The following is a 16,280-nucleotide window of genomic DNA, read 5'->3' as shown; positions in this document are numbered from 1 at the left end:
TCAGCGCTCCTTTATCTTTCCGTTCAAAATGCCGATTTCGACATAGAGGTGGCTTGGTGTTAAACCGAGCTGCTTAATGACCGACATGCATCCGTTAAGGATCGGCCGTGATATTTCGTCGCAACTAACAGCAGGTGATGCCATCCTCTTCGCCTTAATCTCATCGTTTGCTTTGCGTGCAACGTTGCGCAGGGCATTTTTCTGTTCTTCTGGCGTCATGCTGCCTCCCGCTTCTTATTGAGGTGGGGCGCATTAGAAAGGAAAACCGCCTTTGCAAATCCAAGAGGAGTTGCGCTGCGAATGTTGGCGCGCTCGTCGCTGGGCGGACATTCGTGAATTCGGTTGTCCGGATACCAGTCAGCCACCAATCCGGCGAAAGATGTTCCAGAGATGGCCTCGATTGCCTTCTTCTTCGGCGCCATCCGGCCGCAGGCCAGCCTCACGGCGTCGATAGCCGCTTCAACCATCGGGTGCATATTCTCTGCCGGCGCCTTGAAGCCGTTACCCGTCCAGAGGCAGGTCTGCTTCGTGTAGTTGTCATCCGCGCACAGCCCAGTGAACTGGTACGGATGGAACGTGTAATCTGCCGAACCGAAGATGCTACTGAACACGCTCACCGGGTTTTCGAATGCCCACGGGCAACCGGCTGCCAAGCCAACCATCCGGCATTGCTCAGCGACCAGCGCGGCCTTGCCCTGGAAATGCGGGTCTTTGGCGCGCTTGGACTCGAACCAGCGGGAACCGGAAACAGCCACGTCCGTGCATGGCGGGAAGCCGATGACGATGACGGCGTCCTCAGAGCGGATGATCTGAGATAGCCGCGGCATCGCCTCAAGGATGGTTGCCGATATGCGCTCAACAGGACCGTCGATCGAAGTTTCAGGGTGCTGCGGGTCCACCAGAACGGCGCGATAACCTGCTTCAACCCACGGCTCAGCCATGACGCCAGTGATATCGCACAGGCAGATAATGGTTCCTTTGCTCATGCCGCCTCCAGAGTGCCGATCCGCTTTAACTCAGCCAGCGATACGGACGTGATGATGTGTCGAGGACTGATGAACGGACGCCAGATAAAAAGGAGCGAGCCTTTGGGGTTGCTCTGGCGCTTGCCTGTAACGGATGCCGGAACAAACTGGACGCGACCGCCGGTTATCAGCCTCAGTTCATCAGCTGACTGCATGGCCGAGATAAACCAGCCGGTAGAGATGTCAGCCGGCAACAGCATCACTACAGCCTGAGACTGCGCTCTGGATTGTTCGGCAGCCTTTTCCACCCATGGCCCGATATCTGAATAGGGCGGGTTACACCAGATCGCGCCGTATGACGTCCAGTCGCTGTTCAGCGAGTCATCCAGCTCAGTGAGGTAATGAGCGCAAAGCGCATTACTCTCAGAGGCTGCAGCGTCCAGCCAGAAGCCAAATTCGCGATCGAGTGCATTGAAAATTTCAATCGGCGTTTGCCAGTAGTCGCGTTCATTTTTTGGTGTTTTTGATCCGCCGAAATCAGTCATTGCGCACCTCTTTTCGTGTCCAGCTTCTCTGCAAGCCTCTGAGCTTTTAACGGGTTACTCACCACGTCACCCCAGGGCATTAGCCAGCCATTTTTTAACTTAAGGAAGGGGAGGCGCACCGCGCCAACCCTGATATCGTCCTGAGCGTGTTTCATGCTCACATGCTCATTCAGAACGGAATGTCATCGTCAAAATCTGGCGGGTTCTGAATGTTTTGCGCATGCTGGCTTGCCGCCTGCTGCAGTCGGGACTGCGGAACCGCATTGGGGTTTTGCGCGTAAGGGTTAGCGCCAGCCTGCTGGCGTCCGCCACCGGAAAACTGAGGATTACCCTGGGCGCGATCGTCTTTATCTTTCATCGACTTCTCAAGGGCCGCGATAGCGGTTGCCGCTTCGTTTTCACTGTATTCGGCATAAGTGCGACGCGAACCAGGCTGGAAAACGTGGCGGACTTCGAATTTATAGCCGTCGGTTCCGTCGCCTTTGGTGTACAGGACCTTCTGCAGGAACAGGCCAACTTTCTTACCGACCAGCGCCGGGCAATGCCACTCAACACCATTTTCGGTTTGCACTTGTTCTGGCTGAGCGCTTTTTACCTGTGCAGCCCATAGGAGGGCAGAGATCAGCCCCATGCCAAAAGTTTGCTGCCCATCTTTCCCGATGTAGTTGATGCGCAGGTAGTTGGCTTTGGCGCCGTCACTGTCCAGGCTCAGTTCAAGCGCCTGTGACTGACTGCCATCCTTCCCGAAGGTATAAATGGCTGAGGTAATGAATCCCTCATAAGCGCCGGTTTCGCTAATCCCACCAGTGGCGCCAGCTTTCTTTGCCAGGCTGGCTGCTTCGGTGTTCCATACAAAAGACATTGGTTGGTTCATGGTCGTAATCCTTATAATTCGGTCATAAATTCGGTGATAGCGACATCAACGGCTTTGAGGTCGTTATCCATTTCAGTTAGCCCCGGAAACAGGTCCGGCGGAGCTTTGGCGGTGTCGTTGTCGTCACCCTTAATCAAAAAAACGTGCTTACCGTCCTTCTTGATGGCCCGCAGAACGATGGAGAAGTAACCCTCTGGCGTAAGCTTTTCGTTCAGCATCTTGCCGGTGGTCTTCATCCTGATTTTCCCGTCCGACTCTTCTGTGTGAGCCAGGAAGTAAACCCGGAAGTCATCCGGCAGGCGTGTTGCCGCCATGATGATTTGCCAGACGTGATCGGCCATTTCGGTAAACTTCTGATACCCGGTCTGGTATGCACGCATCATGTTTTCGTGCTGCATGACGACCTGAAAATCGTCGATAACGAGAATCCGGCGATTTTTCGACAGAACCATGCGGTTAATGGAGTCCAGCACCGCATCCCAGGCATCAAACCGGATGATGTTTCCGCGCTGCACAGAACCATCTGGTAACTCTTTCCCGTTGAGCTTCCAGCCAGTGGCGCGGAACGGCAGCATCTTCGGTATGCATTGCAGTAAAATCACTTCGTCAGGCGTGAAGTTGCGCAGGCTGTATGACTTTCCGGCGCCGCTGTCGCCAAGGATGAGTACAGGCGTTCCCATATCAGGCTCCTTTCAACCAGTGCTTGACGGTGAATTCCATGTCTTCGTCCAGATCAGTCCCGAGGAGCCAGCGCAGATAGCCTTTGTCTTCTGTGGCCACCTCTTCAAAGGTTTTTCCCTTGTGCTTACCAAAGCGCATCCGGTAGAGCAGGGACGGACTGGCGGAGATTTCGCGCATTTCGCGGATCGTCCACTGCGCCTCGCGGCCCATATACATCAACAGCTCAGCGGTGACGTAGCAGTCATAGAGCGCACGGTGTGCATACAGCCCTTCAGGCACTTCTGGTTTCAGTCCAAGGCAGTAGCGCAGATACTGGTTGCCGTGGCTTTCCAGTTCCGGATAGAGCTTACGGGCCAGTTTCAGCGTGCAAACCCAGGGGGCATCGATCTGCGGTAACTTGCCCTTGTCGAAGGCGGCGTTGTGCGCCACGTAAACATCGGCGCCAAGGTAACGACCAATCACGTCAGAAATCAGCGGGGCATCAGCCACCATGTCTTCGGTGATGTGGTGGATGGCCATGGCAGAAAAGCCAATCTCTTCTGGAGGGCGAACCAGGTCGCTCATCGGGTTACAGATGACACCGTTAACGATGTCTACGCTGGCTATCTCCACGATGCCGCCTTCAAAGCTGGTTGTTTCGGTATCAATCACGCGCAACATTTTTCATCTCCGTGTTTGCGTCGGTTACTGCGTCATATTCGGCCAGCTGGTTGGCGGCCAGTTCGAGGTCTTCCGGCTGCAGGTCGTAGGCGATAATCACCATGGCCAGCGCCATCATTCCGCTTTGTTGGCTTACCATCTTGTTCTCCGGGATGATTTCTGACGGTTTGCATGCTTTGCGAAATAGAACTCAGCACACCCTTTGTCGTCGCAGAAATGCGCCTGGCGGGTTGTCATGTAGTTGGTGATAGAGCGCACAACGCAGTCTTTCGGATGGCGCAGAGCGAAGCAGTGTTCGCACTGAACCGCATTCAGGTGTTCGGTGGCGGTAGAGAGGAAAATCTTTTCTTCAAAGCTGCCCTGCACGCCGCGGGAGTCGATGTAATCGACCATTGTCTGGGTGATGCCAGATGCGTTAGTGAATGACCCGCGGCCTACCAGTTTCACGATGTGCCCGCCAAGTTTCAGACGAGTGCCGGCAGGCAATGAAGCGAGACGATCTGAAGTTAAACGCGGTAATGGTTGCATGGTTTACTCCTTAAAAAGGTTGTAAGAATCCCCGGCGCGATGAAAGCCGCCTGATAGCTCAGTTAAATTCGTGCGCTGATATGCGCGGGTTAATGCGTCCCGGCGGGCACCAGGTTTGGCTCAACGCTTCGTGATGCGTATGGCCGGCGAATGTGGCGCAAATTGCCTTGTGGCTCGTGCCAGTAGCTGCCGTCGCGGTAGTCGAAGCTGACCAGCCAGGCGGCGCCGGTGCGGTTATTGCGCATCATCACGGCGCGTCCGCTGTTAGGAATTGAGTTAGCCATTGAACACCCCCGTAACGTGCAGAATTTTGATAATCAACGCTGTCCAGATAACGCCGCAGATCAGCAGGCAGTAAATCAGTGAACGAATGCCTTGTTTGCTCATTTACCACCCCAGCACTGAACGCTGACAGCTACGACTGCAACCAAAAACGGAACGACCTTTAACCAAAAATTACGCCATGCAGGCTTGTCTTCTTCGCGGATCATCTCTTCACCTTTGCCTTATCGCGGCTAACGGGACGTTTTGACTTCACCACGGCGTTGCCGGTGTTGTTTGGATGGAGTAAATTTAGCGCGATGCTAAATAAATGGCAATAGCAAAATGCTAAATTATCGCTATATGGTATTTAGCATTTTGATTTACTTAGGGTTTAATTTTTTGATGAGGTGTAATGGGGAGTTTTTAGGCATAAAAAAACCCGCCGGAGCGGGTTTGTTAAAGGGGTATTATCAGGGAATATTCAATATCTTAGCATCGACTACAACCCCTACAATCCTACAGTTTCCGTTGATTTCAATCATCGGATACTGTGGGTTTAAGGGCTTCAGGAAGCGCCTTCCAGCATCAATTACTAACTTTTTGAAAGTGGCTTCATTATCGCCTTCCAGCTTGGCCACAACCAATTTCCCGTTAATAGGCTCTACTTCAGGATCAACCAGAATAGCAGCGCCTTCAGGGATGCTAAGGCCGACAGGGGATGTCATCGAATCGCCGTGGACATCTAACCAGAATGAGTCGTCAGAGCATTCGACGGTTGTTTCATACCAGCGATCTATCGCTCTTCGGTGATAAGGCTCCACAGCTTCCATCCACTGTCCGGCACTAACCCAACTGATCACAGGGTAGCTCCCCTGAGGGGTATTTACTGATCTGAATGTTACGTTCGTGTGGTTCTCTTTGGCATGCAACGTATCCATCCAGCCGAAAGGCAGATTGAGTGCAGATTCAATTTTACGAGCCATTTTATCGCCGATGTTTCTATGAGGTTTTTCACCTATCAGCTGACTCAGCGCTGCTGGGCTTGTATCGATAAGTTCTGCAAATTGAGCCTTGTTCAGGCCCACATCTACACGCTGCTGTTCGATCAAGTTCTCCAGATTCGCTTTTCTAATCTCTTTACTTTCCATCTGCTCATTTTTGTCATTTTTAGCAGAATGATAAATATGCAAATTGCTAAATCTTTCTTGCTTAGTATTTAGCATAACGCTAAACTCCATTTTAAATAAGTCACGGGGAGGTCCCATGAGTAATGAACTTTTACGCTGGCGAAAAGATGCCAGCACAGGCGAGTGGGCCCAGTTGGCAAAACTGGCAAACACAACCGTTGGTTATCTGGATCAAATCGCCTATGGAAATCGTCGGGCATCGCCTGAGAAGGCAGAGGCAATAGAAGAGGCCACCAAAGGGTTTAGCCATTACCAACCCGTTTCCAAAGAGAGCCTTGTTTTTTCACGTCCGCGATGTTCCGCGGCTTAACAACAGGAAATATCACAAATGCAAAGCGCAATAGCCCGCAACTTAGAACCGCCGATCCTCAACCCGATTGAGCTGGAAGGGGTTTTACTCAACCGCCTTTCATCCATCGGGCAGAAGGCTTACGCGGAGATATTGGGGATCAGTGAATCAACAGTCAGTCGCAGAAAGGGGGAAGGGCATTTCGCTGACATAGCAAAAGAGTTGTCCGTGCTTGGTCTGCAGGTTGTTCCGCCAGAGGCGGTGGTAGTTTCCCGCCACTACCTGCAGTCAGTAGAAACGCTGGCAGATATCGGTTTGCGTGCGGAGCGGTGCCGCCCGGGTCCGCTTGGGTGGGACTGAATGAACCACATCGAATTCATTGAGAAGAACGTCCGCGAAGAGCTGATGCGCCAGGGATTCACCCAGGCAGTGGCTCAGGGGGGGGGCATACCAGGCAGTCGATATGTACAAGCGCATGTCCCAGGCCAGTCGTAAGGGGAGGATTTTTGATGATGTGTTACGTCACGCAAAGCTGTGGGCAGAGAAGCAGACGTTACCGTCTGACAAGTTCGAAAAGAAAAGGGCAAAGCCTGTTAAGCAGCAGGGGTTGTTCTGAAAAAGGCGAAAGCCGCAGTGGGCAAACACTAACGGCTTTCTACGCGAATTAACTGGATCAATTCACAGGAGTAATTATGGCAAATACTGCCGAAGTAATCAATTTCCCTGTGCCTGTCGTGGCACTACAGGAGCTGCGCGTGGCAGATCTCGACGATGGGTTTACGCGCATCGCCAATGAGCTCCTTGAAGCTGTCATGCGTGCGGGTCTGTCGCAGCATCAGCTTTTGGTGTTCATGGCTGTCATGCGCAAAACATACGGCTTCAACAAGAAATCTGACTGGGTCAGTAACGAGCAGCTCTCGGAGCTGACCGGCATTCTCCCGCATAAGTGCTCAGCTGCAAAAAGCGTCCTGGTTAAGCGGGGGATATTAACTCAAACCGGTCGTGTTATCGGGATTAATAAAACGGTCAGCGAATGGTCATCTTTACCCGTAAAAGGTACAGAAAAGAGACCTTACCTGAAAAAGGTAACATTACCCGAATCAGGTAAGAAAAGTTTACCCGAATCAGGTAACGCCTATTACCCGAATCAGGTAAACACAAAAGACAAACATACAAAAGACAATAAAGACAATATTAATAACCCCCCTAAATCCCCCCGGGAGGTTTCGTTCGATGCGTTAGCTGTTCAGTTGCCTGACTGGCTTTCTGCAGAAATCTGGTCGTCATGGGTGGCATATCGTCGCGACCTGAAAAAGCCGATCAAGTCTCAGCAGACGGTCACCCAGGCTATCAACCTGCTGGACCGCTGCAGACTGAACGGTTACTCGCCCGAAGAAATTATCAACCGCAGCATCGCCAATGGCTGGCAAGGCCTGTTTGAGCCAAATGGTGCCAAGCCTCAACCAAGTCAACAGGTGCGAGTTGCCGAAAATTTCTCAGGGAAGGATTACGGGCAGACTGAAATCCCATCATGGGCGAGGGACTGATCATGGAACTGGAAGAAAAAATCACTGCCATTGAGCGGATGCTTGATCAGCTGAGTAAGCCACCGGAAGACATCCCGAATTGCGAGGTGGTTATCGAGCGCGTCTGTTGCGAAAAGCATGGCGAGTATGAGCAGCGCAAGCGGATCCTGACCAGCAGCAGCATCATCAATCTGCCATCACCGCCGACACGCTGCCCGGGCTGCCTGCAAGACGAACTGAATTTTCTGAAGGATGAAAAGGTTCGCTGGGATAAGCGAGTTCGCCAGCAAACTGCAGAAAGGCTGCTTCGCCAGCTGGACATACCAGAGCGATTCTCCACGTGCACTCTGGACAGCTACAAGCCTGCTGGGAAGGATTCTGAGCGAGCATTACGGGTCTGCCAGGCCTACGCATCGAAATGGACTGATCGCCTCCAGCAGGGCGGTGGGTTGGTTATGTGTGGCAAGCCTGGTACCGGTAAAAACCACCTTGCGCTGGCCATTGCCCGCCATGTGATTGAGCACCACCAAAGCTCAGTCATTTTCACGACGGCGCTGAAGATTGCCCGGGAGTTTAAATCGACCTGGTCAAAAACAGCCACGCGCACTGAGGATGAGGTGATCCGCTACTTCACGAAGCCAGACCTTCTGATTGTCGATGAGGTTGGTGTGCAGTTTGGCAGCGAAGCCGAGAAGATGATCATGTTTGAAATCATCAACACCCGTTACGAAAAGCTGAAGCCCACGATCCTGATCAGCAACCTCCCGAAGGATGAGCTGACGCAGTTTATCGGTGAGCGCGTCATCGACCGCATGAACGACGGCGGCGGCTGCACGATTTCGTTTACCTGGGACAGCTATCGGGAGAACCGGTCATGACTGGAAAAGACGCAATTCTGAACTACCTGAAAACGCATAAAACCTGCAGTTCTCCAGATGTCGCCGCGGCTTCAGGAATGACGCATACCTGCATCAACCAGGCTGCAAATATCCTGGCAAAGCAGGGGGTGCTGGTAGCTGAAGCTCGGGTGTGGCGGACGGTTTACTACCGGCTGGCCACGGAAGAAGAAATTTCAGGCAGGAAGAGCACCAATCAGATTTTCAACGAGTGTCGGCAAAGCCCGGCGATGAAGCGGGTACTGGCTGTTTACGGGAGAGCATCAGCATGACTATCACATTACAGGCTGTAAACGAGCTCATCGCCTCCCTGGAGAGCGCAGGCGAGCTGTCGATCAGAGAGACAAAGGTTATGGCGCTGGCGAAAGCTTACCAGCAGCTGGCGGCGGAGAATGTGGGGCTGAATGAGCAGGTGCGGGCGCTGGCGGCAGATAATTCGGCGCTGATAAATTCTTCGGTATGCACTCTGCAAGATGGGCGCCCTCTGCATGGCTTTTACGCAAGCGAGTGGTTTATTGCCAAGTTAAAAAATGGTGAGTACGCAGCTCTGAAGGCGTTGCCAGAGGAATATTCATACGATTACCGCACCAATGATGGCACCTATTACACCAGGGATTGGGTGGTGGGATGGATGCAGACTCCTGACACTGAGTATCGCCCAAATGTCAAAACCCCCGCAACCGATCGCATCGTAGCCGGGATTAAGGCTGATGCGCAGTCTGAAGTCATTGAGTGGCTGGATGCGGAAATTACAGCCATAGACACTATGTATCGAGGCGATCCGAGTTATGAGCGCGACGCGTACTGGATGAAGTCAGAGGTTCTCGACGTAGTTGAATTGGCAAGAAAGGCGTTTCGTGCCCAGTTGCGCGAGGGGGCCGACAAATGAGCATCGCCACTTATCTCAATACCGGTTTAGCCATTCTGGGGTGGGCATACATCATGGTTAAAACAGGCCAGTGGATTACAAAAAATGCCCTGAGGCAGTGGGACAAGCGTCGTAAGGAATCTCGCCGCCAGAAAGCTGTGAATGAGTTTTATGACGCCTTTGAGCTTAACAGTCTGGAACCTGGCTCTACCGTTCGCCTGGCCACTAAAGGCGACCTGACAATCATGATGTTCCGCAGCGAGGGGACGACAAATGATAACCGGGACTACTAACTATGACGATGTTCCTGATGTTCTCTGCGCCTTTTGCGGCGGTTATTACAAAGCAGACGATCCGGAAAGTCACGAATGCGAGGATGCCGCATGACAACTGATATCACCGAACTGACACCAGAATCTGCCCGCGAGTCGGGGAATATTTTGATTATCGTCGCCGCCCGGATGGCGCGTCGTGAGTTTTTTACACCACTGCATGCTCTCTGTGAATCCGGTAAGCGCGTCGTTAGTACCAGAGCGTTGTGTGATGCTGTAGAGCGCGCAGAAGAGCATATGGTCAGCCAGGTTTCGAAAATTGTTGATGGTCACGACCGGTTGACAAAAAAACTGAAGGAGGCTGAATCCCGAAATGCTGAGCTGGTAGAGGCGCTGGAGAATGCGCAGCGGCACGCTAATCTCACGGAGGCAGAGCGGCAGGCATATTTGGTGCTGATTTCTAAGCGGGATGAGCGCATCGCCGAGCTGGAGTCTCGCACCGTGAAGATGCCAGAGCCATTCAAACTGGCCAAATCATCAAGCGGATTAACGTACTACTACGCCGATGAGGTCAATGAAGCGCTTAGCGCCGCTGGCATCAAGTGGGAGGCTGAGTGATGCGCGACTGGAGATTGGTTTTACGCGATATGGAGCGAGAAGAGGAGCGTAAGCGCTCTATGGTAAAAATCGTTCCCGGTGAATTACGTAATCAAAAATGCCCGTGTGGTAGCGGGCGGAAAGCTAAAAATTGCCAGTGCGATATGTTCAAGGGGATAAAAAATGTCTGATGAAATTGAAACTATAGATAAAAATCCAAAATCATGGGCCGCCTGGAAAAGGGAGGCAGAAAGGCTGCAAGCAATTATCGACGGCATGGCGCTGGCCGCAATGGACAGCGAGCCAGTGGCGTACATGACGTACAAAGGCTACCTCCTGCACGCAGGTGACCCGAAACTCGCCGAATACAGCGAGCCAATGCCAATATATGCTGACCCTCGACCTGCGTCCACGCCTGCCGCGCCGGTAGCGTGGGACTACGAATGGGCATCCTGCATTACCTGCGAAGGACCACAAAACTTTAATCGCGTCATTGAACGCGAAGCACCGCCCGAATGGGCTGTTGATGAAGGTCAGGCCAGAAACATTATCCCGCTCTATCGCCACGCGCAGCCAGCTCCGGAAACAGAACGTGAGCCAATAGCCTGGCTCAATGATGCATATCTGGCTCGCGGGGTGGTTGATGGCGAGGCTGGCAGTGAGGACGCTGGTCCTGGGTATATTCCTGTTTATCGTGAGGCATCACCAGCGCAGACAGCGCCAGTAGTGCCGGATGAAATGACCAAAAGTCTGGCATCAATAGCGAAGGAATATCAAACCACCCCGCAGAATGCGCTATTTATCGTTGTGGGCTGGAACGCCTGCCGCGCCGCCATGCTGCAGGAACTCCAAAAAAGTGCAGGAGAACCGAATAACTGCAGGAGCAACGAAAATGTGCAGGTGATGCAGGATGTGTCGCGCTGCAGCACCAAAGCCGCGCCAGTTCTGGATTCTTTACCAAAAACAGCCGAGTCGCGCTGCAGCAAATCTCCGATGTGGATTGGCGTAGATTGGGCGAAAGGGTTTGAACCTGGCAACTCTCCGGTAATTCCGGAATGGATTCCGGTAAGCGAACGGATGCCGGAAACGGACGGCAATTATTGGGGGTGGTGGAGTGAGAGCAAAAGGCAAGGGCCCGTGTGGTTTATCAAAAGCGAACTGCAGGCGCAGTTTCAGAGCCATGAAATAACCCACTGGATGCCGCTGCCAGCCGCCCCGCAGGAGGTGAAAGGTGAATAAGGTCGAATTGCTTCAGAAGATATCGGCGCTCGCTACTGAATGCCACACGCTGGCCTGTGAGCTTGATATTGGTGATGAGCGAACCGAAATGTTCGAAATCTACGGCGTGCTGCACAACCTCGGGCGCCGCGGGTACGCCTGCCAGGTAGGGCGGCGCATGAATCCGCTGCTCGATTCCTGCGATGACGACGAGGATGAGGAAGATGACGATTGGGACGAGGATGACGACTGATGCCTAAATCCCCCGCAGAACGCAAAGCCTCCAGTTGAAATCAAACCCCTCTCCTGAGGGGTTTTATCGTATATGCTCATTTTGCTTTTATCCCCGGGAAGGGCGATAATTACCTGGTCAGTCTGGACAACTGACAACTTTACCCCGGCGCCAAGTGGGGACACATGGCGCACAAAACCTTAAAGCAATTCCTGTCACCGATGGCGTCCGTCACCGGCGATTTTCTGCATTCTGCGTTTGACCTCTCAGGAGGTGAAGCGTGAAACAGCAATTCCACCTCGTCAACGACGTTATCAAACAGAACGCCATCAATTTCATTCGAGAGTTGCCAGTGGATGCCAAGCGCCCGCTGATCCTCGATATCAAGGAGATGACGCGCACTCTCGAACAAAACAAGAAAATGTGGCCGCTCCTGAAAGACCTGTCAGATCAGGTTGTCTGGTTCGGTAACAAATACGACTCCGATGACTGGAAAGACCTCATCACTGCCCTGGTGGCCAAGTCAAAAAAACAAGAGCAGCGCATGGCGCCTGGTCTTGATGGCGGCGTTGTGATGTTCGGTCAGCGTACCAGCAAAATGACAGTCAGAGAGATGGTGGAAGTCATCGAGGCGATCTACTGGTTCGGCACACAACAGGGCGTCAAGTTCAGCGAAAAGTCCTGTATTGAAATCGAATGGGCCAAGCGCTGGGGAGAATCCCATGCATAGTCCCCTCGCCAAAGTAATGGAGCGCTCAATCTTCCGCGTTCCTGCGCGCCGCCGGCGCAAAGTCGAAGTAAAGCCTTCCGACATCCCAACCTTTCACTATACGGCCCACCTGGCGGATGTCCGCTGGCTGCGCCACGCTGCCCGGAGGAAAAACCATGGCTGATTTACGCAAAGCTGCTCGCGGGCGTGAGTGCCAGGTCCGCATACCCGGCATCTGCAATGGAAATCCGGAAACCACTGTTCTGGCCCATATTCGCATCGCTGGGTTATGCGGCACCGGCATCAAGCCGCCAGACCTGATCGCCACTATCGCATGCTCATCATGCCATGACGAAATCGACCGTCGAACTCACCTGGTAGACGCGGAATATGCTAAGGAGTGCGCTCTGGAGGGTATGGCCCGCACGCAGGTTATCTGGCTGAAAGAGGGGCTCGTAAAAGCATGAATGAATATCGTATCAGTCTCCCATGGCCACCGAGCAACAACCGCTACTACCGGCATAACCGGGGGCGCACGCACATTAGTGCGGAAGGGCAGGCGTACCGCGACAACGTAGCCAGAATCATCAAAGACTCAATGCTGGATATCGGCCTTTCCACGCCACTGAGAATCCGTATTGAGTGCCACATGCCGGATCGCCGGCGCCGTGACCTGGACAACCTGCAAAAGGCCGCATTCGACGCGCTGACGAAATCGGGGTTCTGGCTCGATGACCAGCAGGTTGACTACTACAGCGTGAAGAGAATGCCTGTCATCAAAGGTGGGCGGCTTGAGCTGACCATTACCGAAATGGAGGCAGCATGAGCCGTGACCTTATCGAACGCATCCGCGACCGCTGGATAAAGCTCCGCCTCTTGCGTAGCCGTGGCACCGTGCTGGTTGACTACCGCATACTGAGAAATTTCGTTCGCATCTATCAGACCCTGGGAGAGACAGCATGAATACTCAATACCTCCAGTACGTGCGCGAGCAGCTGATAGTTGCTACTGCAGATCTGAGTGGAGCGACGAAAGGGCAACTGATAGCCTTTGCGGAAAACGCGATGTTTGAGGCGTCGGCGCGCAGCCGCGGACGTAAAAAAGTTTATGACCCCCAGAAAAAGCGCATGGTCAATCCTGATAGCCCCCCGATGGCCGGTAGCCAGTCGCGCGCCAAAGGTTCGGCGATTGCCCTGGTGCTGCCTGTCGAGTATTCCACGGCATCCTGGCGTCGGGCGCTACTGTCGCTCGACGACCACCAGAAGGCATGGTTGCTCTGGAACTACAGCGACAATATCCGTTGGGAGCACCAGGAAACGATAACCCGGTGGGCGTGGGAGCAGTTCAGCCAGCAACTGGCCGGCGTGCGCATCGCAAAGAAAACGGTTGAGCGCCTGCGTCAGCTTATCTGGTTGGCGGCGCAGGATGCGAAAGCGGGGCTGGCTGGGCGAGACCAGTATCAATATGGCGACCTGGCGGCAATGGTGGATGTAGAGGTGAAAAACTGGTCCAAGACGTTTACCGCCCATTGGGAGGCCATGCTCGCGGTGTTTAGTCAGCTTGATCGTGATGCATTGCTTTCCTTAACAAAAACACGTTCGGAACAAAAATCGACATTTTCGCAGCAGAGTATTGCAAAAGTAGATTAAATGCGTCATATTTGAGTCTACTTTGATATGCTGCCTTAACTTTAAGTGGCGGCATAAAAAATAAAAAGAGCCCTGGCGGAAACGTCGGGGCTTTGTCGTTTCTGGGTCAGAAGCACAGCGGTTGTGCGTTCGGCTGTTAACCGAATGGTCGAAGGTTCGAATCCTTCCTGTCCCGCCAGATATGGAGCACGGGCATTCTCGCCTAAAATAAGTCCTCCCCGGGTGCTGAGTTGATCGCCAGCCGTTGCTCCACGAAACGGAGCCCATAACAGGTAAGAGCATTGACCGAGCCTAAAAGTAATTGGCAAATACCCTCTCAGGGGTTAGTCATATCGGGACTGCAGTCGGCGCAGCTGAGATAGAGCCACAATGCAGCGCTCAGTGCTCTTTCCGTTGTGGTGTATTACCGGTGCTACCGGTTTTGAGACTCCCCTCTAAGAGGCCGTCACTTCTGGCAAACAGGCGAGCAGACGGAAGTGTAGGTAGTGGGTAAAATTCCCACGCCAATTCGCGCGAAAATTCGGTGGAAATCCGCAAAGGCTTCGCAACCTTCACCACAACCTATCCCTCTACCTTGGGACCCTTACGGCTACCGCGCCGTCATTATTTACCCTTGGTATTTCTTCCCGCCTTGAGCGGGTTTTTTATTTGTGCCGCCAGAACGTCACTCACTCTGTGTGTTGTCGTAAATCCATCTGGCGGCCTTTCTCTCTTCACACAGCGCCATCCGTCATCAACGGAGGTGAGGCTTATGCGAATGCCCTACAAACAAGATTTTATCGCCGCTCTGCTGGCAGCTAAGGAGCAGGGTGTCGGCGCAATACTGGCTTTCATCATGGCGTATTTACGGGGCCGCTATAACGGTGGCGCCATGGCTAAGACGCTTATAGATGCGGTCATGTGCGCCATGATCGCCTGGTTCGTCCGGGACATTCTCGACTTTATTGGTCTGAGTAGCAACCTCGCTTACATCTCCAGCGTGTTCATCGGTTATATCGGTACCGACTCGATCGGCAACCTGATTAAGAAATTCGCCACCAGAAAGGCAGGGGTAGATGATGCTGGAACTCAATAAGCAGCGTAAAGCGTTTCTGGATATGCTCGCCTGGTCTGAAGGCACGGACAAGTCAGGGCAGCCAACAAAGAACCGCGGCTATGACGTGATTGTTGGTGGCTCGTTATTCAGCAGCTACGCCGACCACCCCCGCAAACTTGTCACGCTAAACCCCAAACTGAAGTCAACGGCCGCCGGCCGGTATCAGCTCCTGGCCCGATGGTGGGATGCATACCGTAAACAACTTGGGTTGAAAGACTTCTCTCCTACCAGTCAGGATGCGGTAGCGCTGCAGCAGATTAAAGAGCGTGGAGCCATCCCGCTTATCGACAGCGGGAACATCCGGCAGGCCATCGATCGCTGCAGCAATATCTGGGCCTCCCTCCCGGGCGCTGGTTACGGACAGTTTGAGCACAAAGCCGATAACCTCATTGCCAAATTCAAAGCCGCTGGCGGCTACGTGGCGGAAGTTAAATCATGAAACTCGTTGATGACTGGAAAAGCGCCTGGCGCTGGTTCTCCATGCATGCGCTGGTGCTGGCCGGGGTAATCCCTACTGTGTGGGCAGAACTGCCGCCGGACCTTAAAGCCTCAATTCCACCGGGTACGATGGGCGCCATTACAGCGGTGATTGCTGCCTGTGGCGTTGTTGGTCGCTTGGTTAGCCAGAGTAAGCAGCAATGACTGCCGAAGCCATTCTGGCGCTGGTGAAAAAGTTCTGGCTTCCTACTCTCATTGTTGTGCTGATTGGTGCGCTGGCTATCGCGGCCAGCCATTACAAGGAAAAGGCTGAGCATGAAGCAAGCCGCGCTGATGGCGCCGAGCAAAAACTAAACCTGGCGAACGACACCATCACCGACATGACAACCCGCCAGCGTGACGTAGCTGCACTGGATGCCAAATACACGAAGGAGTTAGCCGATGCGAAATCTCCGCTTGATGATCTGCAGCGTTGCGTTAGCTCTGGCAAGTGTGGGTTGCGCGTCAACGCAAAATGCCCCGCGAACGGAGCGGCCGGCACCGGCGGCATGGGCGATGCTTCCGGCCCCCGACTTACAGACTCCGCTCAACGGGATTATTTCACCCTCAGAGAACGAATCGTCATCATTACCGGGCAAGTGAATTATCTGCAGGATTACATCCGCACGCAGTGCCTGAAGTAAGGCATTACAGAGCTACTTTCCGAGGCGGCTCGATAATGCCAGAACAAAATAAACATCATATTTTTTAAGGGTTACCATTACCGGTAGTTCACAATCCTCTTTT

Annotated in this window: 33 protein-coding genes and 1 tRNA gene; 22 read left to right on the top strand and 12 right to left on the bottom strand. The window is 53.3% G+C overall.

Features of this window, described 5'->3' with window-relative positions; translation table 11 throughout:
• From AC007G_RS00315 to AC007G_RS00260, 12 genes are all read right to left on the bottom strand, one after another.
• Positions 1-219 carry a hypothetical protein gene (locus AC007G_RS00315; protein WP_047684452.1) on the bottom strand — a complete coding sequence of 73 codons (219 nt, stop codon included), beginning with the start codon at positions 217-219 and terminating at the stop codon, positions 1-3.
• Complete coding sequence (locus AC007G_RS00310) at positions 216-986, bottom strand: hypothetical protein (protein WP_048757297.1); 771 nt, start codon at positions 984-986, stop codon at positions 216-218. The genes AC007G_RS00315 and AC007G_RS00310 overlap by 4 nt, the downstream gene beginning before the upstream one ends.
• Complete coding sequence (locus AC007G_RS00305; protein ID WP_101134817.1) at positions 983-1,510, bottom strand: phage N-6-adenine-methyltransferase; 528 nt, start codon at positions 1,508-1,510, stop codon at positions 983-985. The genes AC007G_RS00310 and AC007G_RS00305 overlap by 4 nt, the downstream gene beginning before the upstream one ends.
• Positions 1,507-1,665, bottom strand: a complete 159-nt coding sequence (locus AC007G_RS00300) for a DUF1317 family protein (RefSeq protein WP_447823317.1) — start codon at positions 1,663-1,665, stop codon at positions 1,507-1,509. The genes AC007G_RS00305 and AC007G_RS00300 overlap by 4 nt, the downstream gene beginning before the upstream one ends.
• Before the next feature lie 14 nt (positions 1,666-1,679).
• Positions 1,680-2,384, bottom strand: coding sequence for a single stranded DNA-binding domain-containing protein (locus tag AC007G_RS00295; RefSeq protein WP_447823316.1), 705 nt, complete (start codon positions 2,382-2,384; stop codon positions 1,680-1,682).
• Positions 2,385-2,395: 11 nt separating this feature from the next.
• Entirely contained in the window at positions 2,396-3,064 is a 669-nt protein-coding gene (locus AC007G_RS00290) for a DEAD/DEAH box helicase family protein (protein WP_064368017.1), read from the bottom strand.
• A 1-nt stretch (position 3,065) separates the two neighbouring features.
• Complete coding sequence (gene exoX / locus AC007G_RS00285; RefSeq protein ID WP_213796950.1) at positions 3,066-3,725, bottom strand: exodeoxyribonuclease X; 660 nt, start codon at positions 3,723-3,725, stop codon at positions 3,066-3,068.
• A complete protein-coding gene (locus AC007G_RS00280; protein WP_281957750.1) occupies positions 3,709-3,864 on the bottom strand; it encodes a hypothetical protein in 156 nt (51 codons plus the stop codon). The genes exoX and AC007G_RS00280 overlap by 17 nt, the downstream gene beginning before the upstream one ends.
• Positions 3,858-4,253, bottom strand: a complete 396-nt coding sequence (locus tag AC007G_RS00275; protein WP_064368021.1) for a hypothetical protein — start codon at positions 4,251-4,253, stop codon at positions 3,858-3,860. The genes AC007G_RS00280 and AC007G_RS00275 overlap by 7 nt, the downstream gene beginning before the upstream one ends.
• A gap of 89 nt (positions 4,254-4,342) precedes the next feature.
• On the bottom strand, positions 4,343-4,537 hold the full coding sequence (locus AC007G_RS00270) for a hypothetical protein (RefSeq protein WP_479466524.1): 195 nt from the start codon (positions 4,535-4,537) through the stop codon (positions 4,343-4,345).
• Positions 4,530-4,640, bottom strand: a complete 111-nt coding sequence (locus tag AC007G_RS00265) for a hypothetical protein (protein WP_004201106.1) — start codon at positions 4,638-4,640, stop codon at positions 4,530-4,532. The genes AC007G_RS00270 and AC007G_RS00265 overlap by 8 nt, the downstream gene beginning before the upstream one ends.
• 347 nt (positions 4,641-4,987) lie before the next feature.
• Entirely contained in the window at positions 4,988-5,740 is a 753-nt protein-coding gene (locus tag AC007G_RS00260; RefSeq protein WP_110275682.1) for a LexA family protein, read from the bottom strand.
• A 40-nt stretch (positions 5,741-5,780) separates the two neighbouring features.
• Here AC007G_RS00260 and AC007G_RS00255 point away from each other — a divergent pair, with 40 nt between their 5' ends.
• The 22 genes from AC007G_RS00255 (at position 5,781) to AC007G_RS00150 (ending at position 16,177) form a co-directional block, all read left to right on the top strand.
• The gene (locus AC007G_RS00255; RefSeq protein WP_004177099.1) at positions 5,781-6,014 is read left to right on the top strand and encodes a helix-turn-helix domain-containing protein; all 234 of its coding nucleotides are present in this window, start codon (positions 5,781-5,783) and stop codon (positions 6,012-6,014) included.
• Between the two features lie 18 nt (positions 6,015-6,032).
• The gene (locus AC007G_RS00250; protein ID WP_004177098.1) at positions 6,033-6,353 is read left to right on the top strand and encodes a CII family transcriptional regulator; all 321 of its coding nucleotides are present in this window, start codon (positions 6,033-6,035) and stop codon (positions 6,351-6,353) included.
• 332 nt (positions 6,354-6,685) lie between these two features.
• The gene (locus AC007G_RS00245) at positions 6,686-7,540 is read left to right on the top strand and encodes a replication protein (protein WP_479466523.1); all 855 of its coding nucleotides are present in this window, start codon (positions 6,686-6,688) and stop codon (positions 7,538-7,540) included.
• 2 nt (positions 7,541-7,542) lie between these two features.
• On the top strand, positions 7,543-8,397 hold the full coding sequence (locus AC007G_RS00240; protein WP_479466522.1) for an ATP-binding protein: 855 nt from the start codon (positions 7,543-7,545) through the stop codon (positions 8,395-8,397).
• Positions 8,394-8,687 carry a protein ren gene (locus tag AC007G_RS00235; protein WP_047684986.1) on the top strand — a complete coding sequence of 98 codons (294 nt, stop codon included), beginning with the start codon at positions 8,394-8,396 and terminating at the stop codon, positions 8,685-8,687. Before AC007G_RS00240 ends, AC007G_RS00235 begins: the two co-directional genes overlap by 4 nt.
• On the top strand, positions 8,684-9,304 hold the full coding sequence (locus AC007G_RS00230; RefSeq protein ID WP_479466521.1) for a hypothetical protein: 621 nt from the start codon (positions 8,684-8,686) through the stop codon (positions 9,302-9,304). Before AC007G_RS00235 ends, AC007G_RS00230 begins: the two co-directional genes overlap by 4 nt.
• A complete protein-coding gene (locus tag AC007G_RS00225; RefSeq protein WP_040221870.1) occupies positions 9,301-9,576 on the top strand; it encodes a DUF4752 family protein in 276 nt (91 codons plus the stop codon). The genes AC007G_RS00230 and AC007G_RS00225 overlap by 4 nt, the downstream gene beginning before the upstream one ends.
• Positions 9,577-9,666: 90 nt before the next feature.
• Positions 9,667-10,173, top strand: a complete 507-nt coding sequence (locus AC007G_RS00220; protein ID WP_479466520.1) for a hypothetical protein — start codon at positions 9,667-9,669, stop codon at positions 10,171-10,173.
• Complete coding sequence (locus tag AC007G_RS00215; RefSeq protein ID WP_206640698.1) at positions 10,173-10,343, top strand: SEC-C metal-binding domain-containing protein; 171 nt, start codon at positions 10,173-10,175, stop codon at positions 10,341-10,343. The genes AC007G_RS00220 and AC007G_RS00215 overlap by 1 nt, the downstream gene beginning before the upstream one ends.
• Positions 10,336-11,391, top strand: a complete 1,056-nt coding sequence (locus tag AC007G_RS00210; protein WP_479466519.1) for a DUF551 domain-containing protein — start codon at positions 10,336-10,338, stop codon at positions 11,389-11,391. Before AC007G_RS00215 ends, AC007G_RS00210 begins: the two co-directional genes overlap by 8 nt.
• Complete coding sequence (locus AC007G_RS00205) at positions 11,384-11,623, top strand: hypothetical protein (protein WP_124042982.1); 240 nt, start codon at positions 11,384-11,386, stop codon at positions 11,621-11,623. The genes AC007G_RS00210 and AC007G_RS00205 overlap by 8 nt, the downstream gene beginning before the upstream one ends.
• A 259-nt stretch (positions 11,624-11,882) precedes the next feature.
• Positions 11,883-12,332, top strand: coding sequence for a recombination protein NinB (locus tag AC007G_RS00200; RefSeq protein WP_479466518.1), 450 nt, complete (start codon positions 11,883-11,885; stop codon positions 12,330-12,332).
• On the top strand, positions 12,325-12,495 hold the full coding sequence (locus tag AC007G_RS00195; protein ID WP_479466517.1) for a NinE family protein: 171 nt from the start codon (positions 12,325-12,327) through the stop codon (positions 12,493-12,495). The genes AC007G_RS00200 and AC007G_RS00195 overlap by 8 nt, the downstream gene beginning before the upstream one ends.
• The gene (locus AC007G_RS00190) at positions 12,488-12,778 is read left to right on the top strand and encodes a DUF1364 domain-containing protein (RefSeq protein ID WP_479466516.1); all 291 of its coding nucleotides are present in this window, start codon (positions 12,488-12,490) and stop codon (positions 12,776-12,778) included. The genes AC007G_RS00195 and AC007G_RS00190 overlap by 8 nt, the downstream gene beginning before the upstream one ends.
• Positions 12,775-13,137 carry a crossover junction endodeoxyribonuclease RusA gene (gene rusA, locus AC007G_RS00185; protein ID WP_479466515.1) on the top strand — a complete coding sequence of 121 codons (363 nt, stop codon included), beginning with the start codon at positions 12,775-12,777 and terminating at the stop codon, positions 13,135-13,137. Before AC007G_RS00190 ends, rusA begins: the two co-directional genes overlap by 4 nt.
• A complete protein-coding gene (locus AC007G_RS00180; protein WP_479466514.1) occupies positions 13,134-13,274 on the top strand; it encodes a YlcG family protein in 141 nt (46 codons plus the stop codon). Before rusA ends, AC007G_RS00180 begins: the two co-directional genes overlap by 4 nt.
• A complete protein-coding gene (locus tag AC007G_RS00175; RefSeq protein WP_479466513.1) occupies positions 13,271-13,960 on the top strand; it encodes a bacteriophage antitermination protein Q in 690 nt (229 codons plus the stop codon). Before AC007G_RS00180 ends, AC007G_RS00175 begins: the two co-directional genes overlap by 4 nt.
• Before the next feature lie 103 nt (positions 13,961-14,063).
• Positions 14,064-14,138 (top strand) — tRNA-Asn (locus tag AC007G_RS00170).
• A 573-nt stretch (positions 14,139-14,711) separates the two neighbouring features.
• Positions 14,712-15,035 carry a phage holin, lambda family gene (locus AC007G_RS00165; protein ID WP_479466512.1) on the top strand — a complete coding sequence of 108 codons (324 nt, stop codon included), beginning with the start codon at positions 14,712-14,714 and terminating at the stop codon, positions 15,033-15,035.
• Positions 15,019-15,495: a glycoside hydrolase family 24 protein gene (locus AC007G_RS00160; protein ID WP_479466547.1), complete on the top strand. Its 477-nt coding sequence runs from the start codon at positions 15,019-15,021 to the stop codon at positions 15,493-15,495. The genes AC007G_RS00165 and AC007G_RS00160 overlap by 17 nt, the downstream gene beginning before the upstream one ends.
• On the top strand, positions 15,492-15,698 hold the full coding sequence (locus AC007G_RS00155; RefSeq protein ID WP_479466511.1) for a DUF7940 domain-containing protein: 207 nt from the start codon (positions 15,492-15,494) through the stop codon (positions 15,696-15,698). Before AC007G_RS00160 ends, AC007G_RS00155 begins: the two co-directional genes overlap by 4 nt.
• Positions 15,695-16,177 carry a lysis protein gene (locus tag AC007G_RS00150; RefSeq protein ID WP_479466510.1) on the top strand — a complete coding sequence of 161 codons (483 nt, stop codon included), beginning with the start codon at positions 15,695-15,697 and terminating at the stop codon, positions 16,175-16,177. Before AC007G_RS00155 ends, AC007G_RS00150 begins: the two co-directional genes overlap by 4 nt.
• The last annotated feature ends 103 nt before the right edge of the window (positions 16,178-16,280 follow it).

This window comes from Klebsiella sp. CSG-1, from assembly GCF_056521145.1.
Note: the sequence above shows the minus strand (reverse complement) of the source record. Positions and strands in the feature narration are given on the sequence as shown.